General features: G+C 55.7%; 14 protein-coding genes. 5 read left to right on the forward strand and 9 right to left on the reverse strand.

Annotation, left to right across the window (positions count from 1 at the left end):
- The 5 genes from AC2FND_RS10250 to AC2FND_RS10270 all read left to right on the forward strand — a co-directional run.
- A partial coding sequence (locus tag AC2FND_RS10250; RefSeq protein WP_496769535.1) for a beta-galactosidase occupies positions 1–1,886 on the forward strand: 1,886 nt, incomplete at its 5' end.
- Between the two features lie 125 nt (positions 1,887–2,011).
- Positions 2,012–3,136, forward strand: a complete 1,125-nt coding sequence (locus AC2FND_RS10255; RefSeq protein WP_209507630.1) for an extracellular solute-binding protein — start codon at positions 2,012–2,014, stop codon at positions 3,134–3,136.
- 116 nt (positions 3,137–3,252) lie between these two features.
- Positions 3,253–4,365, forward strand: a complete 1,113-nt coding sequence (locus AC2FND_RS10260; RefSeq protein WP_496769537.1) for an ABC transporter ATP-binding protein — start codon at positions 3,253–3,255, stop codon at positions 4,363–4,365.
- A 12-nt stretch (positions 4,366–4,377) separates the two neighbouring features.
- Positions 4,378–5,298 (forward strand): ABC transporter permease, encoded by a 921-nt coding sequence (locus tag AC2FND_RS10265; RefSeq protein ID WP_209597330.1) that lies wholly within the window; start codon positions 4,378–4,380, stop codon positions 5,296–5,298.
- Positions 5,295–6,563 (forward strand): ABC transporter permease, encoded by a 1,269-nt coding sequence (locus tag AC2FND_RS10270; protein WP_480483655.1) that lies wholly within the window; start codon positions 5,295–5,297, stop codon positions 6,561–6,563. The genes AC2FND_RS10265 and AC2FND_RS10270 overlap by 4 nt, the downstream gene beginning before the upstream one ends.
- 42 nt (positions 6,564–6,605) lie before the next feature.
- Here AC2FND_RS10270 and AC2FND_RS10275 read toward each other — a convergent pair whose 3' ends face one another.
- The 9 genes from AC2FND_RS10275 to AC2FND_RS10315 are packed head-to-tail and all read right to left on the reverse strand — an operon-like array spanning position 6,606 to position 16,518.
- Positions 6,606–8,522, reverse strand: a complete 1,917-nt coding sequence (locus tag AC2FND_RS10275; RefSeq protein WP_496769539.1) for a beta-galactosidase — start codon at positions 8,520–8,522, stop codon at positions 6,606–6,608.
- Entirely contained in the window at positions 8,519–9,379 is an 861-nt protein-coding gene (locus tag AC2FND_RS10280; RefSeq protein ID WP_496769541.1) for an SMP-30/gluconolactonase/LRE family protein, read from the reverse strand. Before AC2FND_RS10280 ends, AC2FND_RS10275 begins: the two co-directional genes overlap by 4 nt.
- Positions 9,376–9,981: a 2-dehydro-3-deoxy-6-phosphogalactonate aldolase gene (locus AC2FND_RS10285; RefSeq protein ID WP_496769543.1), complete on the reverse strand. Its 606-nt coding sequence runs from the start codon at positions 9,979–9,981 to the stop codon at positions 9,376–9,378. Before AC2FND_RS10285 ends, AC2FND_RS10280 begins: the two co-directional genes overlap by 4 nt.
- Complete coding sequence (locus AC2FND_RS10290) at positions 9,978–10,871, reverse strand: 2-dehydro-3-deoxygalactonokinase (protein ID WP_496769544.1); 894 nt, start codon at positions 10,869–10,871, stop codon at positions 9,978–9,980. The genes AC2FND_RS10285 and AC2FND_RS10290 overlap by 4 nt, the downstream gene beginning before the upstream one ends.
- Positions 10,872–10,875: 4 nt before the next feature.
- Positions 10,876–11,640: an SDR family NAD(P)-dependent oxidoreductase gene (locus tag AC2FND_RS10295; protein ID WP_480477102.1), complete on the reverse strand. Its 765-nt coding sequence runs from the start codon at positions 11,638–11,640 to the stop codon at positions 10,876–10,878.
- Complete coding sequence (locus AC2FND_RS10300) at positions 11,640–13,346, reverse strand: IlvD/Edd family dehydratase (RefSeq protein WP_496769546.1); 1,707 nt, start codon at positions 13,344–13,346, stop codon at positions 11,640–11,642. The genes AC2FND_RS10295 and AC2FND_RS10300 overlap by 1 nt, the downstream gene beginning before the upstream one ends.
- A 58-nt stretch (positions 13,347–13,404) precedes the next feature.
- Positions 13,405–14,745, reverse strand: coding sequence for an alpha-glucosidase/alpha-galactosidase (locus tag AC2FND_RS10305; RefSeq protein WP_496769548.1), 1,341 nt, complete (start codon positions 14,743–14,745; stop codon positions 13,405–13,407).
- Entirely contained in the window at positions 14,742–15,590 is an 849-nt protein-coding gene (locus AC2FND_RS10310; protein WP_496769549.1) for a carbohydrate ABC transporter permease, read from the reverse strand. Before AC2FND_RS10310 ends, AC2FND_RS10305 begins: the two co-directional genes overlap by 4 nt.
- Before the next feature lies 1 nt (position 15,591).
- Positions 15,592–16,518 (reverse strand): carbohydrate ABC transporter permease, encoded by a 927-nt coding sequence (locus AC2FND_RS10315; protein ID WP_496769551.1) that lies wholly within the window; start codon positions 16,516–16,518, stop codon positions 15,592–15,594.
- Positions 16,519–16,573 lie beyond the last annotated feature (55 nt).

Genomic DNA, 16,573 nt, shown 5'->3' on the forward strand with positions numbered 1-16,573 from the left:
GGGTGCGGATTGCTGAATTCACCTGGGGCCTGATCGAACCCGCGCGCGGTCAGTTCCACTGGGACTGGCTGGATGAGGTGATTGAGATTTTGGGGCAAGCCGGTCTGCGGGTTATGATGTCCACCCCAACTGCCGCCCCCCCCAAATGGTTGATCGATGAGTACCCCGAAATCCTGCCTATAGGGCCGGATGGTCGGGTCAGAGGGTTCGGTTCGCGCAGGCATTATTGTTTTTCCAGTGAGGTCTATCTGGCCGAGGCGCAAAGGATCGCAACTGAATACGCTCGCAGATATGGTCAGAATTCGTATGTACAAGCGTGGCAGATCGACAATGAGTATAACGACCACGATACAGTTCTCAGCTATTCCGATGCCGCGCGGACTGGTTTTCAGAACTGGTTGGAGGAACGATATGATGCAATCGACGTATTGAACGACGCGTGGGGAACTGTTTTCTGGGGGTCGCTTTACTCACGGTTTGGTCAGATCGAACTGCCCAACGGGCTGGTCGCCATGCCCAATCCAGCCCACGCGCTGGATTTCGCGCGCTATTCTTCAGAGCGGGTTCGGCTGTTCAACAAAACGCAGGTGGATGTTCTGCGCAAATATGCGCCGGGCCGGGATATCACCCATAACTTTATGGCAGGCAGTTTCGAGTTCGATCATCACGTCGTGGCTGCTGATCTGGATATTGTCGGGTTCGACAGTTACCCGCTGGGGAACCTATTGGGCTCTTCCCTTTCGGATGAAGAAAAGCGCCGTTATCTGCGCACCGGCGCACCGGACTATCAGGGATTTCATTGTGATTTGTATCGCAGTCAGGGGCGCGGTCGGATGTGGGTTCTGGAACAGCAGCCGGGTCCGGTAGATTGGGCCGATAAGAACCCCTCTCCGGCAGAGGGGATGGTTCGGCTTTGGACCTGGGCGGCCTATGCACATGGCGCGCAAGCCGTGATGTTCTTTCGCTGGCGACAGGCAAAATCTGCTCAAGAACAATACCATACAGCGATATTGCGGTCAGATGGCAGCCTGGATCAGGCTGCTATTGAATTGGCTGAGATCGTAAAGGATCGCGCCATTTTGCCACCCGAGAGGCGGGCAAAAGCGCGGGTTGCATTGCTGCTGGATTATACCTCGATCTGGGCGGCGGATATCCTGCCGCATGACAGGGATTTCCCCAATGTCCAGATTTTTCGCGAGTGGCACACTGCTATTCGTGGTTTTGGGGTCGATCTTGATTTTGTTGGCCCTGAAGATGAACTGAGCGGCTATGCCCTCATCGTATTACCGCAAAGCATGATCGTGACGGCTGACCTTGCAGACAAGCTTGACGCTTCGGGAGCCAAGATACTGATAGGTGCCCGTTCCGGCAGCAAGACATCCGGGATGAACACTCCTTCCAATCTGGCTCCGGGCGAACTGGCAAAGTTAACAGGTATCCGTGTCACGCGCGTCGAATCACTCCCTTCATTTGCGCAGGAGGCTGTAGTTCTTCACGATGGGCAGCAATTTGAATTCACCGGCTGGCGTGAAATCATCGAGACCAAAGAGCACGTATTGGCCCGCTTCAAGAGCGCTTATTGTGATGCCAGCCCAGCGGTCATCCGTTCTGACCGCACGACCTATCTGGCAATGGTTCCGCGAAATGAGCTTTTGCAGGCGATTGTCGGTGAGGTACTGAACTGGGCTGGGATAAATGCAACGCCTTGCGACCCCGATATGCGCATAACCCAACGCGGCTCGACCTACTACGCGTTCAATTTCAGTGACGTTTCAAAACCTTTGCCTGTTGGTCGTGCACGTCAAATTCTGCTTGGTTCAGATCCGGTCAATCCAAGGGACGTTACCGTTTGGCGGGAGAATGCGGCGCCTCATAATTCAGCTTAGACGTGTCAAATCGTGAAACTGGACATAAGAATTTCGAAAACTGTCACTTTTGGACTGACGGATGGGCGCAGAAAGTCCTATGAATAGAAAACAAAAAAACCGAGTCCAACAACGGGAGAACACTAATGGTTACCAAGTCATCACTTTCCAGACGCACTGTTTTGAAAGGAGCGGGTGCCGCGGCACTTGCCGCGCCTCTTTATAGCAAGAGCGCTCTGGCGTCGTCCGGTGAAATCAACATCCTGATGTGGTCGGATTACCTGCCGCCCAGCTTTATTGAAGAGTTTGAAACCCTTACCGGCATCAAGGTGAACTACACCGGGATCGGCTCAAACGAAGAAATCATCAACAAGATGAAGGCGACCAAAGGTCAGGGCTTTGACATCGTCTCACCGACCAACAACCGCTCGTTGCAATGGGAGCCGCTGGAGCTGTTACAACCCTTTGACATGAACAAGGTTCCGGTCGACCTGGTGAACCCAGCCATGGCTAAAATCGGTACGGATGCTTGGAACTTTGGCGGCGCCGGGGTCCACTGGTTGCCGCATATCTGGGGCACCGAAGGTATTGCATACCGCACCGACTTGTGGCTGCCGGCTGGGGACGCGCCATCCTATGGCGACGTCTGGTCAGAAGAAAACGCAGGCAAGACCATGGGCCGCGCGCATTCAATGATGCTGGGTGCAGGTCTCTACATGGAGCGTTCCGGCGAGATGGAACCGGGTTCGGTCTGGGCCGCATATGGCGATGAAGAAACCATGCGCAAGGTCTGGGGTCAGATCACCGACTGGTGCATTGCACGTAAGGATCGCATCAAGCTGATCTGGAACGATGCCGACACGCAGAAAAACGGTCTTCTGAATGAAGGTGTTGTTGTCGGTCAGACCTGGGACGGCCCGCCACTGGCACTGAAATCGGCTGGTGAACCGGTGCATTATCAGGCGCCTATCGAAGGGGCGATGGCATGGGTTGACGGGATGTCGATTCCATCTGGTGCGGCGAATATCGACCAGATCTATGCCTTCATCGACTTCGCCTATCAGGCCAAACCTGCCGGTGTTGCCATCGACAGCCATGGGTACAACTCTCCTGTTCTGGGGGCTGACCAGTATTCTGGCGACACCTACAAGAAGAACTTTGCCGAGGCCTATCCGGGCGACTCGCTGGCCAACCTCAACCCGTGGCCGGCCGAAGCACCATGGTATGCTGAAACGCGGACCGAGTTCGTCAACAAGTTCAAGAGCGCATAAGCGATCTGAAACCATGCCCCTCGCGTTCTGCGGGGGGCAACAATCTGTGCGCCGCTCCGGCGTAACGGAAAGCTATGTGGTGTGGTGACAGCACGCACCTCAGGGAGATACCAAAAATGAGTGCAGGGATCGGAGTCGATCTGGAAAACCTGTGGATCCGTTTCGGTGACTTCGTCGCCGTGCGCGATGCAAACGTCAATATAAACGGGGGCGATTTCTTTTCGTTCCTCGGGCCCTCGGGTTGCGGAAAAACAACGATCTTAAGGGCTGTTTCCGGCTTTCTCGAGCCTAGCGAAGGCAATGTTCTGATCGGCGGCAAGAACATGCGGGGCATCGGACCTAACAAACGCCCCACTGCGCTGATCTTTCAGAACCTGGCGTTGTTTCCCTTGATGAAGGTCTGGGAGAACATCACGTTCTCGATGGAAATCAAAGGTGCCAGCAGCGCCGAACGGCGCAAGCGCGCTGATGAGCTTTTGGACATGATCGCGCTGCCGGGGCAAGGCGACAAACTTCCCAGCGAATTATCTGGGGGTCAGCGTCAGCGAGTGGCCATCGCTCGCGCCCTTTGCGCCGAGCCGCACGTATTGCTTCTTGATGAACCTCTATCAGCACTTGACCTCAAATTGCGCCAGCACATGCGAACGGAACTGCGTGAGATACAGCAGCGTGTAGGCATTACTTTTATCTACATCACGCACGACCAGGGTGAAGCGCTGACCATGTCAGATAATATTGCTGTCATGCGTGCAGGTGTGATTGACCAGATTGCCGATGGCAAAACCATCTACAACGATCCCAACACGGCTTTCGCGGCCTCATTTGTCGGCGAAAACAACGTTTTCCGTGGCAAGATAAAGCAGGTCATGGGTACCGAAGCGCTGATCTCGACCAACCGCTCGGGCGATCTGGTTGCACGGATATCGACCGCCAACCAAGGCAAGATGAAAGAAGGCGATAGTGCGATGATGTTCATTCGCCCCGAAGCCTTCGCCATTGCGCCCAAGGCGGCTTCGGGTGACCATTTTGTTACCGCGCGCGTCAACCACGAAGAATTCGAAGGCAACGTCTTCAACATCTTTACCGAAGGTGAAGGCGGAAAAGAGATCAAAGTGTCGATCCCGAACCATGGACAATCCTTCGAGGACCACACCGGACAGAACATCACGTTGGAATACAAGACGGATAACGCCGTCATCGTTCCTGCGGGTGAACTGGCTGCAGAATAAGGGGAGTAACTCATGCCCCAGTTTCTGAAAGACTTCTTCAATCGCAACGGCACCGGCATGGGAGTGGCAATCCTGGGTCTGGTTCTGTTCTGGACCATCGGCCTGATCATCCTTCCGCAGTTATCGATGTTGGACTTCTCGTTCCGTCCGAACCTGCCGCCGCCAGAGATCGGCGGCCCCAAAGACGTATATACGCTGGAGAACTACAAGTATCTGATCTATGGCCCCGAAGGCGGCAGTCAGGACTACAACACTGTTGATCTGAGGGTGTTTTTCCGAACTCTCGTGGCTGCGGTTTTTGTGACGGTTTTCAACCTGATCATTTGCTATCCGATTGCCTATTACCTGGGTCAGGCCGAAGGCAGCCATATTCGTATCTTCGCGATCATGCTGATCATCCCTTACTGGATCAACGAGATCCTGCGCGCCTTTGCGCTGCGCATCATTTTTGGGGAAACAGGCGTGTTGAACACATTGTTCACGGGGCTGGGCATCTGGGATACGCCGTTCGACTTCATTCGCAATGACATCGCGCTCTATGCGGGTCTGGGATACGCCTACATTCTTCTGATGATTTTCCCGATGTATAACGTGATTGAAAGTCTGGACAAAAACCAGATCGAAGCAGCACGCGACCTTGGTGCGCCCTGGTGGCGGATTCATTGGCGTGTGGTCATTCCTTATGCCAAGCCGGGGATCAGCTCGGGCTGTACCATGGTCTTCATGTTGTCCGCCGGTGCGTTGGCTGCGCCGCAAATTCTGGGCGGGCCGTCCAGTTTGTGGTTCACCCAACTGATCTATCAGCAATTCAATGACAACAACGACTGGCCACAGGGCGCCGCCTACGCAATCGTTCTGCTGGTCACTTGTATTCTGTTCGTACTGGCCATGATGCGCCTGTTCAAAGTGAACATGGGGGATATCGGGAAATGAACAATTCCTTCCTCCGTATAAGCATCTGGGTCTATCTGGCGATCTTCTTCCTGTATCTGCTGGGCCCGCTTGTGATCATGTCGATCACCGCGTTCAACTCGTCCGGGTTCCCCCGGATGAGCCCATGGGAATGTCTGACATTCCAATGGTTTGGTGAATTGTTTCAGGATCAGCGTATCCTGAACGGTATCAAGAACTCGCTGATCATCGGAATTGGTACAGTGATCCTGTCCGTGGCGATGGGTTTGGCAGGCGCTCTGATGCTGACCCAGATCTGGCCGAAGCTTCGTGCGACCTACTATACAGTCATCATCGCTCCGATCCTGATCCCCGGTGTGGTTCTTGGTATCTCGACGCTGGTCTTCTGGGACCGGATCAACCGGATGCTGGGGCTGGGTGCAGACAGCTTTCTGTCGAACGGTATTTTCCTGACGGTGATCGGCCAATCCACCTTCATCGCCAGTTACTGTATGCTGGTGCTGGTGGCGCGGTTGCAGCGTTATGATGTCGCCCTGACCGAGGCTGCGCTGGACCTTGGGGCCAGCCACGCTCAGGCTTTCCGCAAAATCCTGCTGCCGTTCATGCGCCCGGCGATTGCCTCGGCGGCGGTGCTGGCATTCTTGGCCTCGTTCGAGAACTACAACACCACCACTTTCACCTTTGGTGAATACCCGACGCTGACGATTGAGCTGGCTCAGAAGGTTCGCTACGGCATCACGCCTGCGATCTCGGCGCTGGCATTCATCATCGTTGCGCTGACGGTTTTCTTCGCTCTGCTTAACGAAGCCAAGCTGAAACGTCAGGAACTGGTGGCCGCGGCGCGTAAGAACGCAACGGTCGAGGAACTGGCTGGAAAGATCAAGCTGCCCAGTTTCTTTGCCGGTAACATGGCCGCCGTGTTGTTGGTCGCATTTGCGGTTGTAACGATCACCGTTATTGGCACAGCGGCGACCTACAGTCCGGCGCAATGCATTGCCGATGTTCGCGAGCAAAAACAGTTGGAAGCAGAACAACGCATTCAGGAACTTCGCAAGCAGCGTGAGGAACGCCGCAAACAGCAGGAGGCGGAAAAAGCCGGGCAGGGTGATGCCCAAACCGCGCCAAAGCCGTCAAATAACAGCGGTTTTGGTAATGTCTTCGCTCCGAACTCGCTGGATGGTAGCGAGAATGAAAGCAACGAAGGTACTTCTGAATCCGAGAGTGAGCCATCCAACAACAGTGGTTTCGGAGGGGTGTTTGACCCCAACAGCCTGAAAAGCGACTAATGCTGTGCTAAGCGGCAACCAACGCAACTGCCCGGACAGGATTCAAATCTGTCCGGGCAGATTGCGCTTCAGGATTTTCACATCACAACCGCCGATGGTCGACCCGTTCCAGACCACCGGTTCAGCGTTATAGTTGATCAGGAACACGTGATCGGCTGTCTCACGCAGTCGCAGTCCTGGCGGCATTGGCTTCAGGCTCAATCCCGTTTCTTCCGCAGCCAGGCCGATGACGCGATCCCATAATATTTCGTTTGGGAAGCCTGCAAGATACCAGAGCCCGTCCCCTGCCATAAGCGCAGGCGCGCCGTGGTCAAAACTCAGAATTTCTTCGGCTGATCCTGAAAGGCGATCAATCCAATGTTGTGCCGCGCCGCCGCCCCGGACAGGCCGGTTGTTTGCGGGGGGCAGTGTTTCGACCAAATCCACGTTGCAATCCAACCCGTTCAGGCCAGGTCGACCGACGACGGGGATCTGGAAATCACGAGTAATTGCGCCGCTGCGCGGACCGAGGATGGCCAGATCCGAGTTGTCCGTTAACCTACGCGCCAAATCCGGGCCAATCGTGGCCAGTCCGGGGGCAAGGATCAGCGCATAATGCGCGGACAGGTCATCGGACGAAACGAAGTCAATCGACAGCCCCGCGCGGCGCAATGCACGATAAGCTGAGAAGACCAACCGGAAATAGTCAAAGCCTGCTCCTTGCGGTAGCGATGTCCAGGCCCAGTCCGAAGGGTAATCAAACAGTATGGCAACCTTGGATTGCGCCTGATGCACCTCGCCCAATGTATATAGCTCATCCGCTGTCTGACGGGCCTCGTGCAAGGCAGGGGCAGGGCGATTGTCCGGTGTCAGCAAACCCGCGTGCATCTGTTCCTGTGCAAAGGGGGCTTGCCGCCACCGAAAATAGCTCACAACCTCAGCTCCGTGAGCGACAGCCTCAAGCGACCACAACCGTACCATTCCGGGTAAGGGTGCCGGGTTATAGGGTGCCCAATTCACCGGACCGGGTTGTTGTTCCATCACCCACCATCGGCCACGGCCCACTGCCCGGTAAAGATCATGGTGAAACGCCTGCATGTCCGGATCGCCTTGCTGAAGAAAGGCGGTCTTGTGGGCTTCGTCATCTTCCAATCGGTCCGATAGAAATCCGATCGGATAGCTGTCCCAAGTCGCAATATCCAGATCTGCGCCAACCTCGAAATGGTCGAAATCCAGAATACGGCCCATATAGTTATGCAACAGCGGCGCATCGGTTAAAGTTCGCAATACATCGACCTGAGCTTTGTTGAATGCCACAACCTGATCTGAACTGAACCGACGGAATGCCAGTACATGAGCAGGGTTCGGTTCGGTCACAGTTTGATTGGGTAGGTCAATCTCATCGAAGTTGCGATACTCCATTGACCAGAACACGTTTCCCCAGACCTTGTTCAGTTGTTCTATGGAACTGTATTGAACAGCCAGCCAGCGCCTGAATGCGTTCAGTGCCGGGGTGCTGTAGCTGACGGTTGTGTCGTGACACCCATACTCATTATCGATCTGCCATGCCGCCACGTACGGGTTATGACCATAGCGCTCTCCTAAGACCCGTGCGATGCGGACACATTCGTCGACATAGCCCTGGTGGCTAAAGCAGTAATGTCGCCGTGACCCGAATTTGCGCGTGTTTCCATTTGCATCCACAGCCAGCATGTCCGGATGTTTGTCCAGCATCCAACGCGGTGGTGTTGCTGTTGGTGTACCAAGCACGACTTTCAATCCTGCCGCGCCAAGTGTTTCAACCGCGCGATCCAACCATTCGAATTGCAGGGTTCCGGGGTGAGGTTCCAGCCGGTTCCACGCGAACTCTCCAATGCGTACCCACAAGATGCCAGTGTCTACCATGCGCGCGGCATCTTCCGCCCACATCGCCTCGGGCCAGTGTTCAGGGTAGTAACACACACCAAGTTCCGGCTTCATAATATGATCCTGTGTTCTGCCTGCCCTCGCCCCGCGTTTGGCATTGCAAAGGTCATGCCGTTGGTGGGTTGGGATTCAATATCCGCGTTGCTCAATCCCTGGCGCGCTGAGGTGCAGAACAGCGTGCCTAAGCTGTCGCCGCCAAACGCCGGGCAGGACGTATGTGACGCGTCGAAGGAAATGGCCTTTAGAAATTGACCTTCGGGCGTGTAGGCCGCGACACGTCCGATCCCCCATTGCGCGATCCAGATGTTCCCGTCGGCATCAACCACCGCACCGTCCGGGTTCAGGGCTTCTTTGCGTAAGTCCAGAAATACCGTGCTTTCCCCTTCGGGCCATCCGCTTTCTGCATTCAAGCTCCAGCGCCTGACCTGCCTCGTTTTCGTGTCACAGAAATAGGCCACGGATCGATCCGGGGGAAAACAGATTGCATTGGAAATCGTCACATCGGACACGAGACATCTGAGTGTACCTTTCCAGAACCGATAGATTGATCCGGCCCCGGCTTCAGCCTGTTTGCCCATCGTACCGATCCAGAAACCGCCCCAAGGATCAGCGCGACCGTCATTCGAGCGGGTGATTGGGTTGTCTGCCTCTAGCGGCGTGACCAGCGCTCGATGCCCGGACTTCAAGTTAAACTGCCAAAGACCCGTTTCCGACGCCAAAAGCAGTGTATCGCGATCCACCCAGCCGGCGGCAGAGACATGTTCATCGAATTCCCAGCTTATCTGATTTACGCCTTCGCGCGCCATCAGGCGTTTGTTGAGAATGTCGAACCAGAATAGCTGTTGCCGAGCGGGGTGCCAAAGCGGACCTTCGCCCAACGCGCAGGGGCGGTCGTCAAAGACCGTGCTCATCCTGCCGCCTTGTCAAAGGCTGTAACGATCTGCCTCGCGCGTTTTGCGATTTCGACTGTGTCCATGCCAGGTTTGTACAGCGCTGATCCAATCCCGAATCCATCCGCACCGGCTTTGATCCATTGGTCGAAGTTTTCAGGTCCGGCACCACCGACGGCAAAGACGCGTGTTTTCTTGGGCAAGACGGGTCGAAGTGCGGCCAATCCTGCAGGGCCTGCCATGACGCCAGGAAACAGCTTTAGTCCTGTGGCCCCGGCTTTGAGAGCGGCAAAGGCTTCGGTCGGCGTGTAAACGCCCGGCCAGCTTTGCATCCCCAACGCCACAGACCGTTTGATCACATCAGCATCATAATTGGGTGACACGATCAGCTTGCCGCCGGCATTCCGAACTGCGTCCACCTGATCAACCGTTAGTACAGTACCAGCGCCAATCAGGGCGCGATCTTCGAAAGCTTTGGCCAGAATGGAAATGCTGTCGAGCGGATCAGGCGAATTGAGTGGAACTTCGATCCGGTCGATCCCTGCATCGATGATAACTCTGCCAACCGCCTCGGCTTCTTGTGGTTGCAGACCACGCAGAATGGCGATGATGGGGCGGCTCATGCGATTTGCCTTGTCATGTTGCGCGCCAGTGCCAGCCCGGCCAGCGTTGCTTCGGTGGCGTTTGCAGTCTCAACAAAAGCGCCCTGTTGTCTTAGCGCTGCCGCATAGACCCGCGATACGGCATCTGCGCCAATGATAGCCAGTTGTTGGCCCAGCCAATATGGACGAGTGGCGGCCAATTCAGCACCGATAAGCAGTCCGGACAGCCGTGCGCGCGCGATGCCTTTGTCCTGATTATGCAGCAGGTCCGCAGCCCGCAAGCCGAACAGGCGCGCAGCCAATTGTTCGGGTTTGGACAATGTGTCCGCCACAGCATCGGCAAAGGTATTTTCATCCCATCCTTCACCTATCGAATGCCGCAGCACAGATTGCGCACTTAACAAATCAAAAAGCTCTCCGGTCATGAGCGTCCGAAAACTCACGATTTCACCTGCGCTGACCTGAACCCACTTCGTGTGAGTTCCCGGAAGGCAGAGGACACCATCCCAGTTCTGGCGAGTTCCCAAAAAACCCGCGATCTGTGTTTCTTCTCCCCGCATCACATCTGGCGGGCTCAGTTGCTTTAATCCGGGTATGACGAAGGCCCGGATGCGCGGGTCTGTGCCGGGAACACGGACTGGGGCATGCGGCAAGGGCTGCGACGGAACGGTGGAATAAGGTGCTTCGACCCAGCCTTGGCGTGCGCCGACCATGCCGCAGGCGATCACATCGATGGGGTCATCCTTCAGCCAGTTTTCAACAAGGTCCAACAGGGCGGTCTGGAACCCGTCGGCTCCGATGCGTGCCATACCCTTGTCGGACTGCGCGCAGTCCAGCACTGTTGCCCCCAGCATGGCCCAGACCCGCAGGTGAGATGTGCCCCAATCAACGGCGATCCAGTCAGTATTCATTGTGTCACCCTGAAACCACGACGCCGCCATCAACCGCCATACACTGACCAGTCATCGCCCGGCTGGCGTTGGATGCAAGAAACAATGTCGGTGCAACCATGTCTTCGGGCGTCAAATGTTCTTTCAGGCATTGTCGATCCAAATGCGCGGCCAAATCTTCGGGCGTCGCCCACATATCCAGTTGTTTTTGCGTCAAGACCCAACCGGGAGCCAGCGCATTCACACGTATGTTTTTTGGTCCCAGTTCGCGGGCCAAAGACCGAGTCATCCCTGTAATGCCCGCATTTGATGTCGTATAGATCGGATAGCCTGCATTGCCCATCATGTAGCTGATCGAGCTGAAATTAATGATAACGCCGCCTTCTTTCATTTGCCGGGCCGCTTCCTGACAGGCGAAATAATAGGCTTTCAGATTCACCTCGATCATCCAGTCCCAGAACTCGGTCGTGGTTTCCTCAAGTGTATGGCGTTGGTCATTGGCCGCGTTGTTAACCAAAACGTTCAGGGGGCCGTGGGCTTTGGCGGCTTTGGCCATTGTCGTGTGAAGAAGCTGGGTGTCGGTCATGTCACCCTGCATGAACAGAGGTGCGCGGCCATGTTTGTCGCGCATCTCTTCGACAAAACCGCTGGCGTCCGATCTGCCGATAAAAGCTACATTGGCCCCCTGAGCCAGAAACCCATCCGTCAATGCTGCGCCCACGCCCGAACCACCGCCGGTGATATAGACGGATGACCCGTTCAAGTCATGAAATGTCGCTGGTTCGGTCATCAGTGGCTCTCTCTGGTCACAAGGCGGGTGTCTTTGCCGACGAGGAAATCCAGATCGGCCCCTTGATCGGCCTGCAACACGTGATCGACATATAATTTTGCATACCCGCGGGAATACTGCGGCCTATCTGGTTTCCATTGGGCTCGGCGCGCGTCCAGTTCTTTTTCGTCCACCAACAGCTCAAGCTTTCCAGCGCTGGCCGAGACGCGGATGCGGTCGCCGGTTTTCACCAGCGCCAGTGTGCCACCTGCCTGTGCCTCGGGGCTGACATGCAGGATGACGGTGCCATAGGCTGTACCGGACATGCGGGCATCCGAGATACGGATCATGTCGCGAACGCCTTCCTTCACCAATCTCGCCGGAATCGGCATGTTTCCCACCTCGGGCATCCCGGGATAACCCTTGGGTCCACATCCCTTGAGCACCAGAATGCTCTTGGATGTGACGGGCAGATCATCCCGGTCGATATTGACTTTCAGGTCTTCGATATTTTCGAAAACGAACGCCTCACCCTCGGTTTCAAGAAGGGCATCGGTTGCGGCAGAAGGTTTGACGATGGCCCCGTTGGGCGCAAGATTGCCGCGTAAAACACGAAGGCCAGCAGCGGGCTTCACCGGATCGTTGAAAGGGCGAATGACGTCGCGGTTGAAACATTCGGCACCTTCGTAATGTGCAGAGATGTCCTTGTTCAGAACCGTTCTGGCCGGGCGGAGGAAAGGTTTGAGTTCGCTCAGCACGGCAGGCACACCGCCTGCGTAACAGAAATCTTCCATCAGGTATTTGCCTGAGGGCATGCAGTTCACCAGTAAGGGAATCTCTGAACCAATTTCAAAGTCCTTGAGCGTCAGGTCAACGCCCACGCGCCCTGCGAGCGCTAGTAGATGCACAACGGCATTGGTCGATCCCCCTACGGCCGCATTGGCGAGGATTGCATTCTCAAAGGCTTCCTTAGTCAAAATGTCCGATGGTTTCAGGTCTTCGTCGACCATTTCGACAATCCGCTTGCCGGTCATATGGGCGAGGGCCATGCGGCGGGCGTCAACGGCGGGCAGGGCGGCATTAGTGGGCAGGCTCATGCCCATCGCTTCGACCAGAGACGCCATGGTGCTGGCTGTCCCCATGGTCATGCAAACCCCGGCACTGCGAGACATCCCGGACTCGGCGCTCATGAACTGCTGAAGGGTCATCTCTCCGGCGCGCACAGCTTCGGAAAACTTCCAAACATCGGTTCCTGAGCCAATATCCTGACCTCGATATTTTCCATTCAGCATAGGGCCGGAGCTGACAACGATCGACGGCAGATCGACCGATGCCGCGCCCATCAGTTGGCCCGGCGTGGTCTTGTCGCACCCGCCCAGCAGAACCACACCATCAATGCCATATGCGCGGATCGATTCTTCGACATCCATGGCCAGAAGATTGCGAAACAGCATGGCTGTGGGTTTCATCTGGGTTTCGCCCAACGACATGACCGGGAATTCGACGGGAAAGCCCCCGGCCTCCCACACACCACGCTTTACCCCTTCGGCCAGATCGCGCAGGCCGGAATTGCAAGGGGTCAGCTCCGACCATGTGTTGCAGATTCCGATGATTGGCCGCCCATCGAAGGCGTGATCAGGAAAACCCTGATTTTTCATCCAGGATCGATGGATGAACCCATCCTTGTCGAGTTTCCCGTACCAGTGCTGTGAGCGGCGTTTTGACATTGTTCTGTTATGCTTTTCGAGATCTGGGAGGATTTGAGTATTTCTAAGAAGGTGAAATTCAAGCGGCGCGAGGCGGGCGACACCAATCCGGCAACCAGTCGACATGGGCAGACAGTAGGTCGTTCACCAGATTTCGAATTTGGCGCAGATCCAGCTCGGCGGCGGTGTGCGGGTCCATCATCGCTGCATGATAGATATGCTCGGGGTTCTGGTCGACCAATGCCCTGACTGTGAGTTCCTGAACGTTGATCTGGCTACGCATCAGGGCGATCAACTGCGGAGGGATGTCTGCGATGACAGAAGGCTGAACACCATTTGCATCAACCAGACAAGGTGTTTCGACAGCAGCCCCAATCGGCAGCTGAGGTATCTGGCCGGTGTTTGGCAGATTGCCATAGGCCACGTAGGCGGTGTCAGAGGTGATCGCGTTCATTATGTCCGCCGCAAACTCGTGGCTGCGAGTGACCGCTATGTCGCGCCCGTCAGTCAAGGTTTTGGCCTGCTGTTTCCAGTTGCTCATCTGTTCCACACAGCGGGTCGGGTATTCATCCAGTGGGATTGAGAATTTCTCGATCAGGTCCGCCCGCCCGTCTTTGATGAACCATGGCACGTATTCTGCCAAATGCTCAGAACTTTCGGTGCAGAAATAGCCAAGGTGGTCCATCACTTCGTAGCGCACCTTGTTGGGGCAGCGCGGCATCAGCAGCGGCGCCTTGGGGATCCTTCCGCTGACATAACCTTGCCGAAGGGCGGGGTATAAATTATGGCCCTGATGCTCAAGCCGCAGGAAGAAGGCGACGTGATTGACGCCCGCCACCTTGTAGCGAATGTCGTCTTTTGGCAGGTCCAGATCGTGTGCCAGTTCCGCGACCGTGTTCTGAACCGAGTGGCACAGGCCGACCTGCTTCAATGATGGGTATTTCTCGGCCAGTGCCCAGGTGTTGATGGCCATCGGATTGACGTATTGTAGTAGTGTCGCATCAGGGCATAGCTGCATCATGTCATGCGCCACGTCCCACAAGACCGGCACAGTGCGCAGTCCCCGCATGATGCCACCTACGCCCAGCGTATCGGCGATGGTCTGGCGCAGCCCGTATTGCTTGGGGATCTCAAAATCTGTGACGGTGCAAGGCCGGTACCCGCCAATCTGAAAGGCAGTGATAACGAAATCGGCTCCATCAAGTGCCGCGCGTCGATCTGTATGTGTGGATACTGTCGCGTTTGACCGGACGGAACGGATCAAGGCGCGGGCTACAGCTTCGCTTTCCATCAGGCGTACGGGGTCGATGTCCATCAGCGCAAAATGACTGTCCGCCAGAGCAGGCGTTAACAGAGCATCCCCCACGATGTTCTGCATAAAGATCGTGGAACCTGCTCCGATGAATGTTATCTTTGTCATTTTACAGCTCCGAGGGTCAGGCCCGCGATAAAGTGCTTTTGCATCAGGAAGAACATGGCAACCGGTGGCAGCGCTGCTACGATCGAGCCCGCGCTCATCAGTTGGTAGGCGGCACGGAACTGGGCGTTGAAACTGGTGATGCCTGCTGTGACAGGCTGGCTTTCCGCGCCCTGTGTCAGGACGACCGCCCAGAAATAATCGTTCCAGATGAAAGTGAAGATCAGCACGCTGAGCGCGGCTATTGCAGGTTTCATCAACGGCAGAACCACGTACCAGAAGATGCGCCATTCGCTGATACCCTCGACCCGCGCGGCCTCGATTAATTCAAAGGGCAGGGCCTGGATAAAGTTGCGCATGAACAATGTGCAAAAGCCGGTCTGGAAGGCGATGTGGAACAAGACGAGGCCGGTTTTTGTGTTGTAGAGGCCCAAATCCAGTGTCAGGTCGCGCACAGGCACCATCAGGATCTGGAATGGCACGAAATTGCCGGCTACGAACATAAAGAAAATCCATAGGTTCGATTTGAATTTGTAAATACCCAGTGCAAAGCCGGTCATGGAACTGAGAGCAACGGCACCGATTACCGTAGGAATGGTGATCATGAAAGAGTTCAGCAAATATCGCGGCATGTCCGAGTTGAAGAACACCAGCCCGTAATTGACCGCGCCTTCGAAACTGGATGGCAGACCCCAATAGTTGGCGTTGGTGAAGTCCGCCGCAGGTTTGACCGAAAACAGAGCCACCGCCAGCAGGGGCCCCAGCCACAGCAACAGGGCAATTGGCAGCATCGCCTGATAGGTGATCTGCGCGGCACGCGGCTGTTTTTCGATAGGCTTGGGAAACATCTCAGTGCCCCCTTTCTTCGCGATACATCGACCAGAGGAAATAGGCGATGAAGCAGAGCATGATCAGGAACAGAACCACAGCGATTGCCGCGCCATACCCCATGCGGAACCCGTATTCGGACAGGGCGACTTCGAACATGTAATAGGCCAGCACGCGGGATGAACCGAACGGCCCGCCCTGTGTCATGATCGAGATCAGGTCGAAACTGCGCAGCGCCCCGATGATTGTCACGACAAAGGCTATGAAAGTGGCCGGGCGCAACTGCGGCAGAATGATGTGCCACAGCATTCTCAAGCCTTTGGCACCGTCCAGGCGTCCGGCTTCGATCTGTTCTGGATCGACGGCATTCAGACCGGTGAGGTAGAGGATCATGCAATAAGCGGTTTGCGGCCAAAGACCCGCGACGATGATGCCATAGGTGACCAGACGCTCATCACCCAGCACATTCAAGGGGCCCATTCCAAATAAGCCGAGAAGCTCATTCAGAAGACCAAAAGTAGGGTCGTAAAACCACGTGAATACGAGGCCAACAACAACCTGAGAGATGACAAATGGAAAGAAGAACAGCGATTTGTAAAGGCGGATACCCCAGACCGTCTGGTTCAAGAACAAGGCAATGAACAGGCCCGCGGGAATGGCCAGAAGGTACAGGATCAGCCAGATCAGATTGTTTTTGAGCGAAATATAGAATGCGTCCCGGTCAACCCACTCCCAATACAAATCTTCATAGTTGCGCATGCCCACATATTCAGCGGCCCCCAACCCATCCCATTCATAAAGTGACAGGTTGAAAGACTGGAAGACCGGAATGATCACATAGACCATGAAGAACAGCAGGCCCGGAGCCAAAAATAGCCACGGGGCGATCCGCTGTTGGTTTCTGTGAAACCAGCTTTCCTGTTCTGGGGCGTCGGCGTCAGTGGTCATGGGTGTCCCGGGGTTTCTTGAGGTGAAGGCGGGCTGAAGCCCGCCCTACAAAGCG

The organism is Ruegeria sp. BHSB056, assembly GCF_059613305.1.

What these genes read in the sequence shown, in the direction of transcription:
- AC2FND_RS10295 (WP_480477102.1), bottom strand. Translation starts at nt 11,640, where the DNA reads ATGACCGAACCAGCGACATTTCATGACTTGAACGGGTCATCCGTCTAT.
- AC2FND_RS10265 (WP_209597330.1), top strand. Translation starts at nt 4,378, where the DNA reads ATGCCCCAGTTTCTGAAAGACTTCTTCAATCGCAACGGCACCGGCATG.
- AC2FND_RS10275 (WP_496769539.1), bottom strand. Translation starts at nt 8,522, where the DNA reads ATGAAGCCGGAACTTGGTGTGTGTTACTACCCTGAACACTGGCCCGAG.
- AC2FND_RS10280 (WP_496769541.1), bottom strand. Translation starts at nt 9,379, where the DNA reads ATGAGCACGGTCTTTGACGACCGCCCCTGCGCGTTGGGCGAAGGTCCG.
- AC2FND_RS10270 (WP_480483655.1), top strand. Translation starts at nt 5,295, where the DNA reads ATGAACAATTCCTTCCTCCGTATAAGCATCTGGGTCTATCTGGCGATC.
- AC2FND_RS10300 (WP_496769546.1), bottom strand. Translation starts at nt 13,346, where the DNA reads ATGTCAAAACGCCGCTCACAGCACTGGTACGGGAAACTCGACAAGGAT.
- AC2FND_RS10260 (WP_496769537.1), top strand. Translation starts at nt 3,253, where the DNA reads ATGAGTGCAGGGATCGGAGTCGATCTGGAAAACCTGTGGATCCGTTTC.
- AC2FND_RS10255 (WP_209507630.1), top strand. Translation starts at nt 2,012, where the DNA reads ATGGTTACCAAGTCATCACTTTCCAGACGCACTGTTTTGAAAGGAGCG.
- AC2FND_RS10310 (WP_496769549.1), bottom strand. Translation starts at nt 15,590, where the DNA reads ATGTTTCCCAAGCCTATCGAAAAACAGCCGCGTGCCGCGCAGATCACC.
- AC2FND_RS10315 (WP_496769551.1), bottom strand. Translation starts at nt 16,518, where the DNA reads ATGACCACTGACGCCGACGCCCCAGAACAGGAAAGCTGGTTTCACAGA.
- AC2FND_RS10305 (WP_496769548.1), bottom strand. Translation starts at nt 14,745, where the DNA reads ATGACAAAGATAACATTCATCGGAGCAGGTTCCACGATCTTTATGCAG.
- AC2FND_RS10285 (WP_496769543.1), bottom strand. Translation starts at nt 9,981, where the DNA reads ATGAGCCGCCCCATCATCGCCATTCTGCGTGGTCTGCAACCACAAGAA.
- AC2FND_RS10290 (WP_496769544.1), bottom strand. Translation starts at nt 10,871, where the DNA reads ATGAATACTGACTGGATCGCCGTTGATTGGGGCACATCTCACCTGCGG.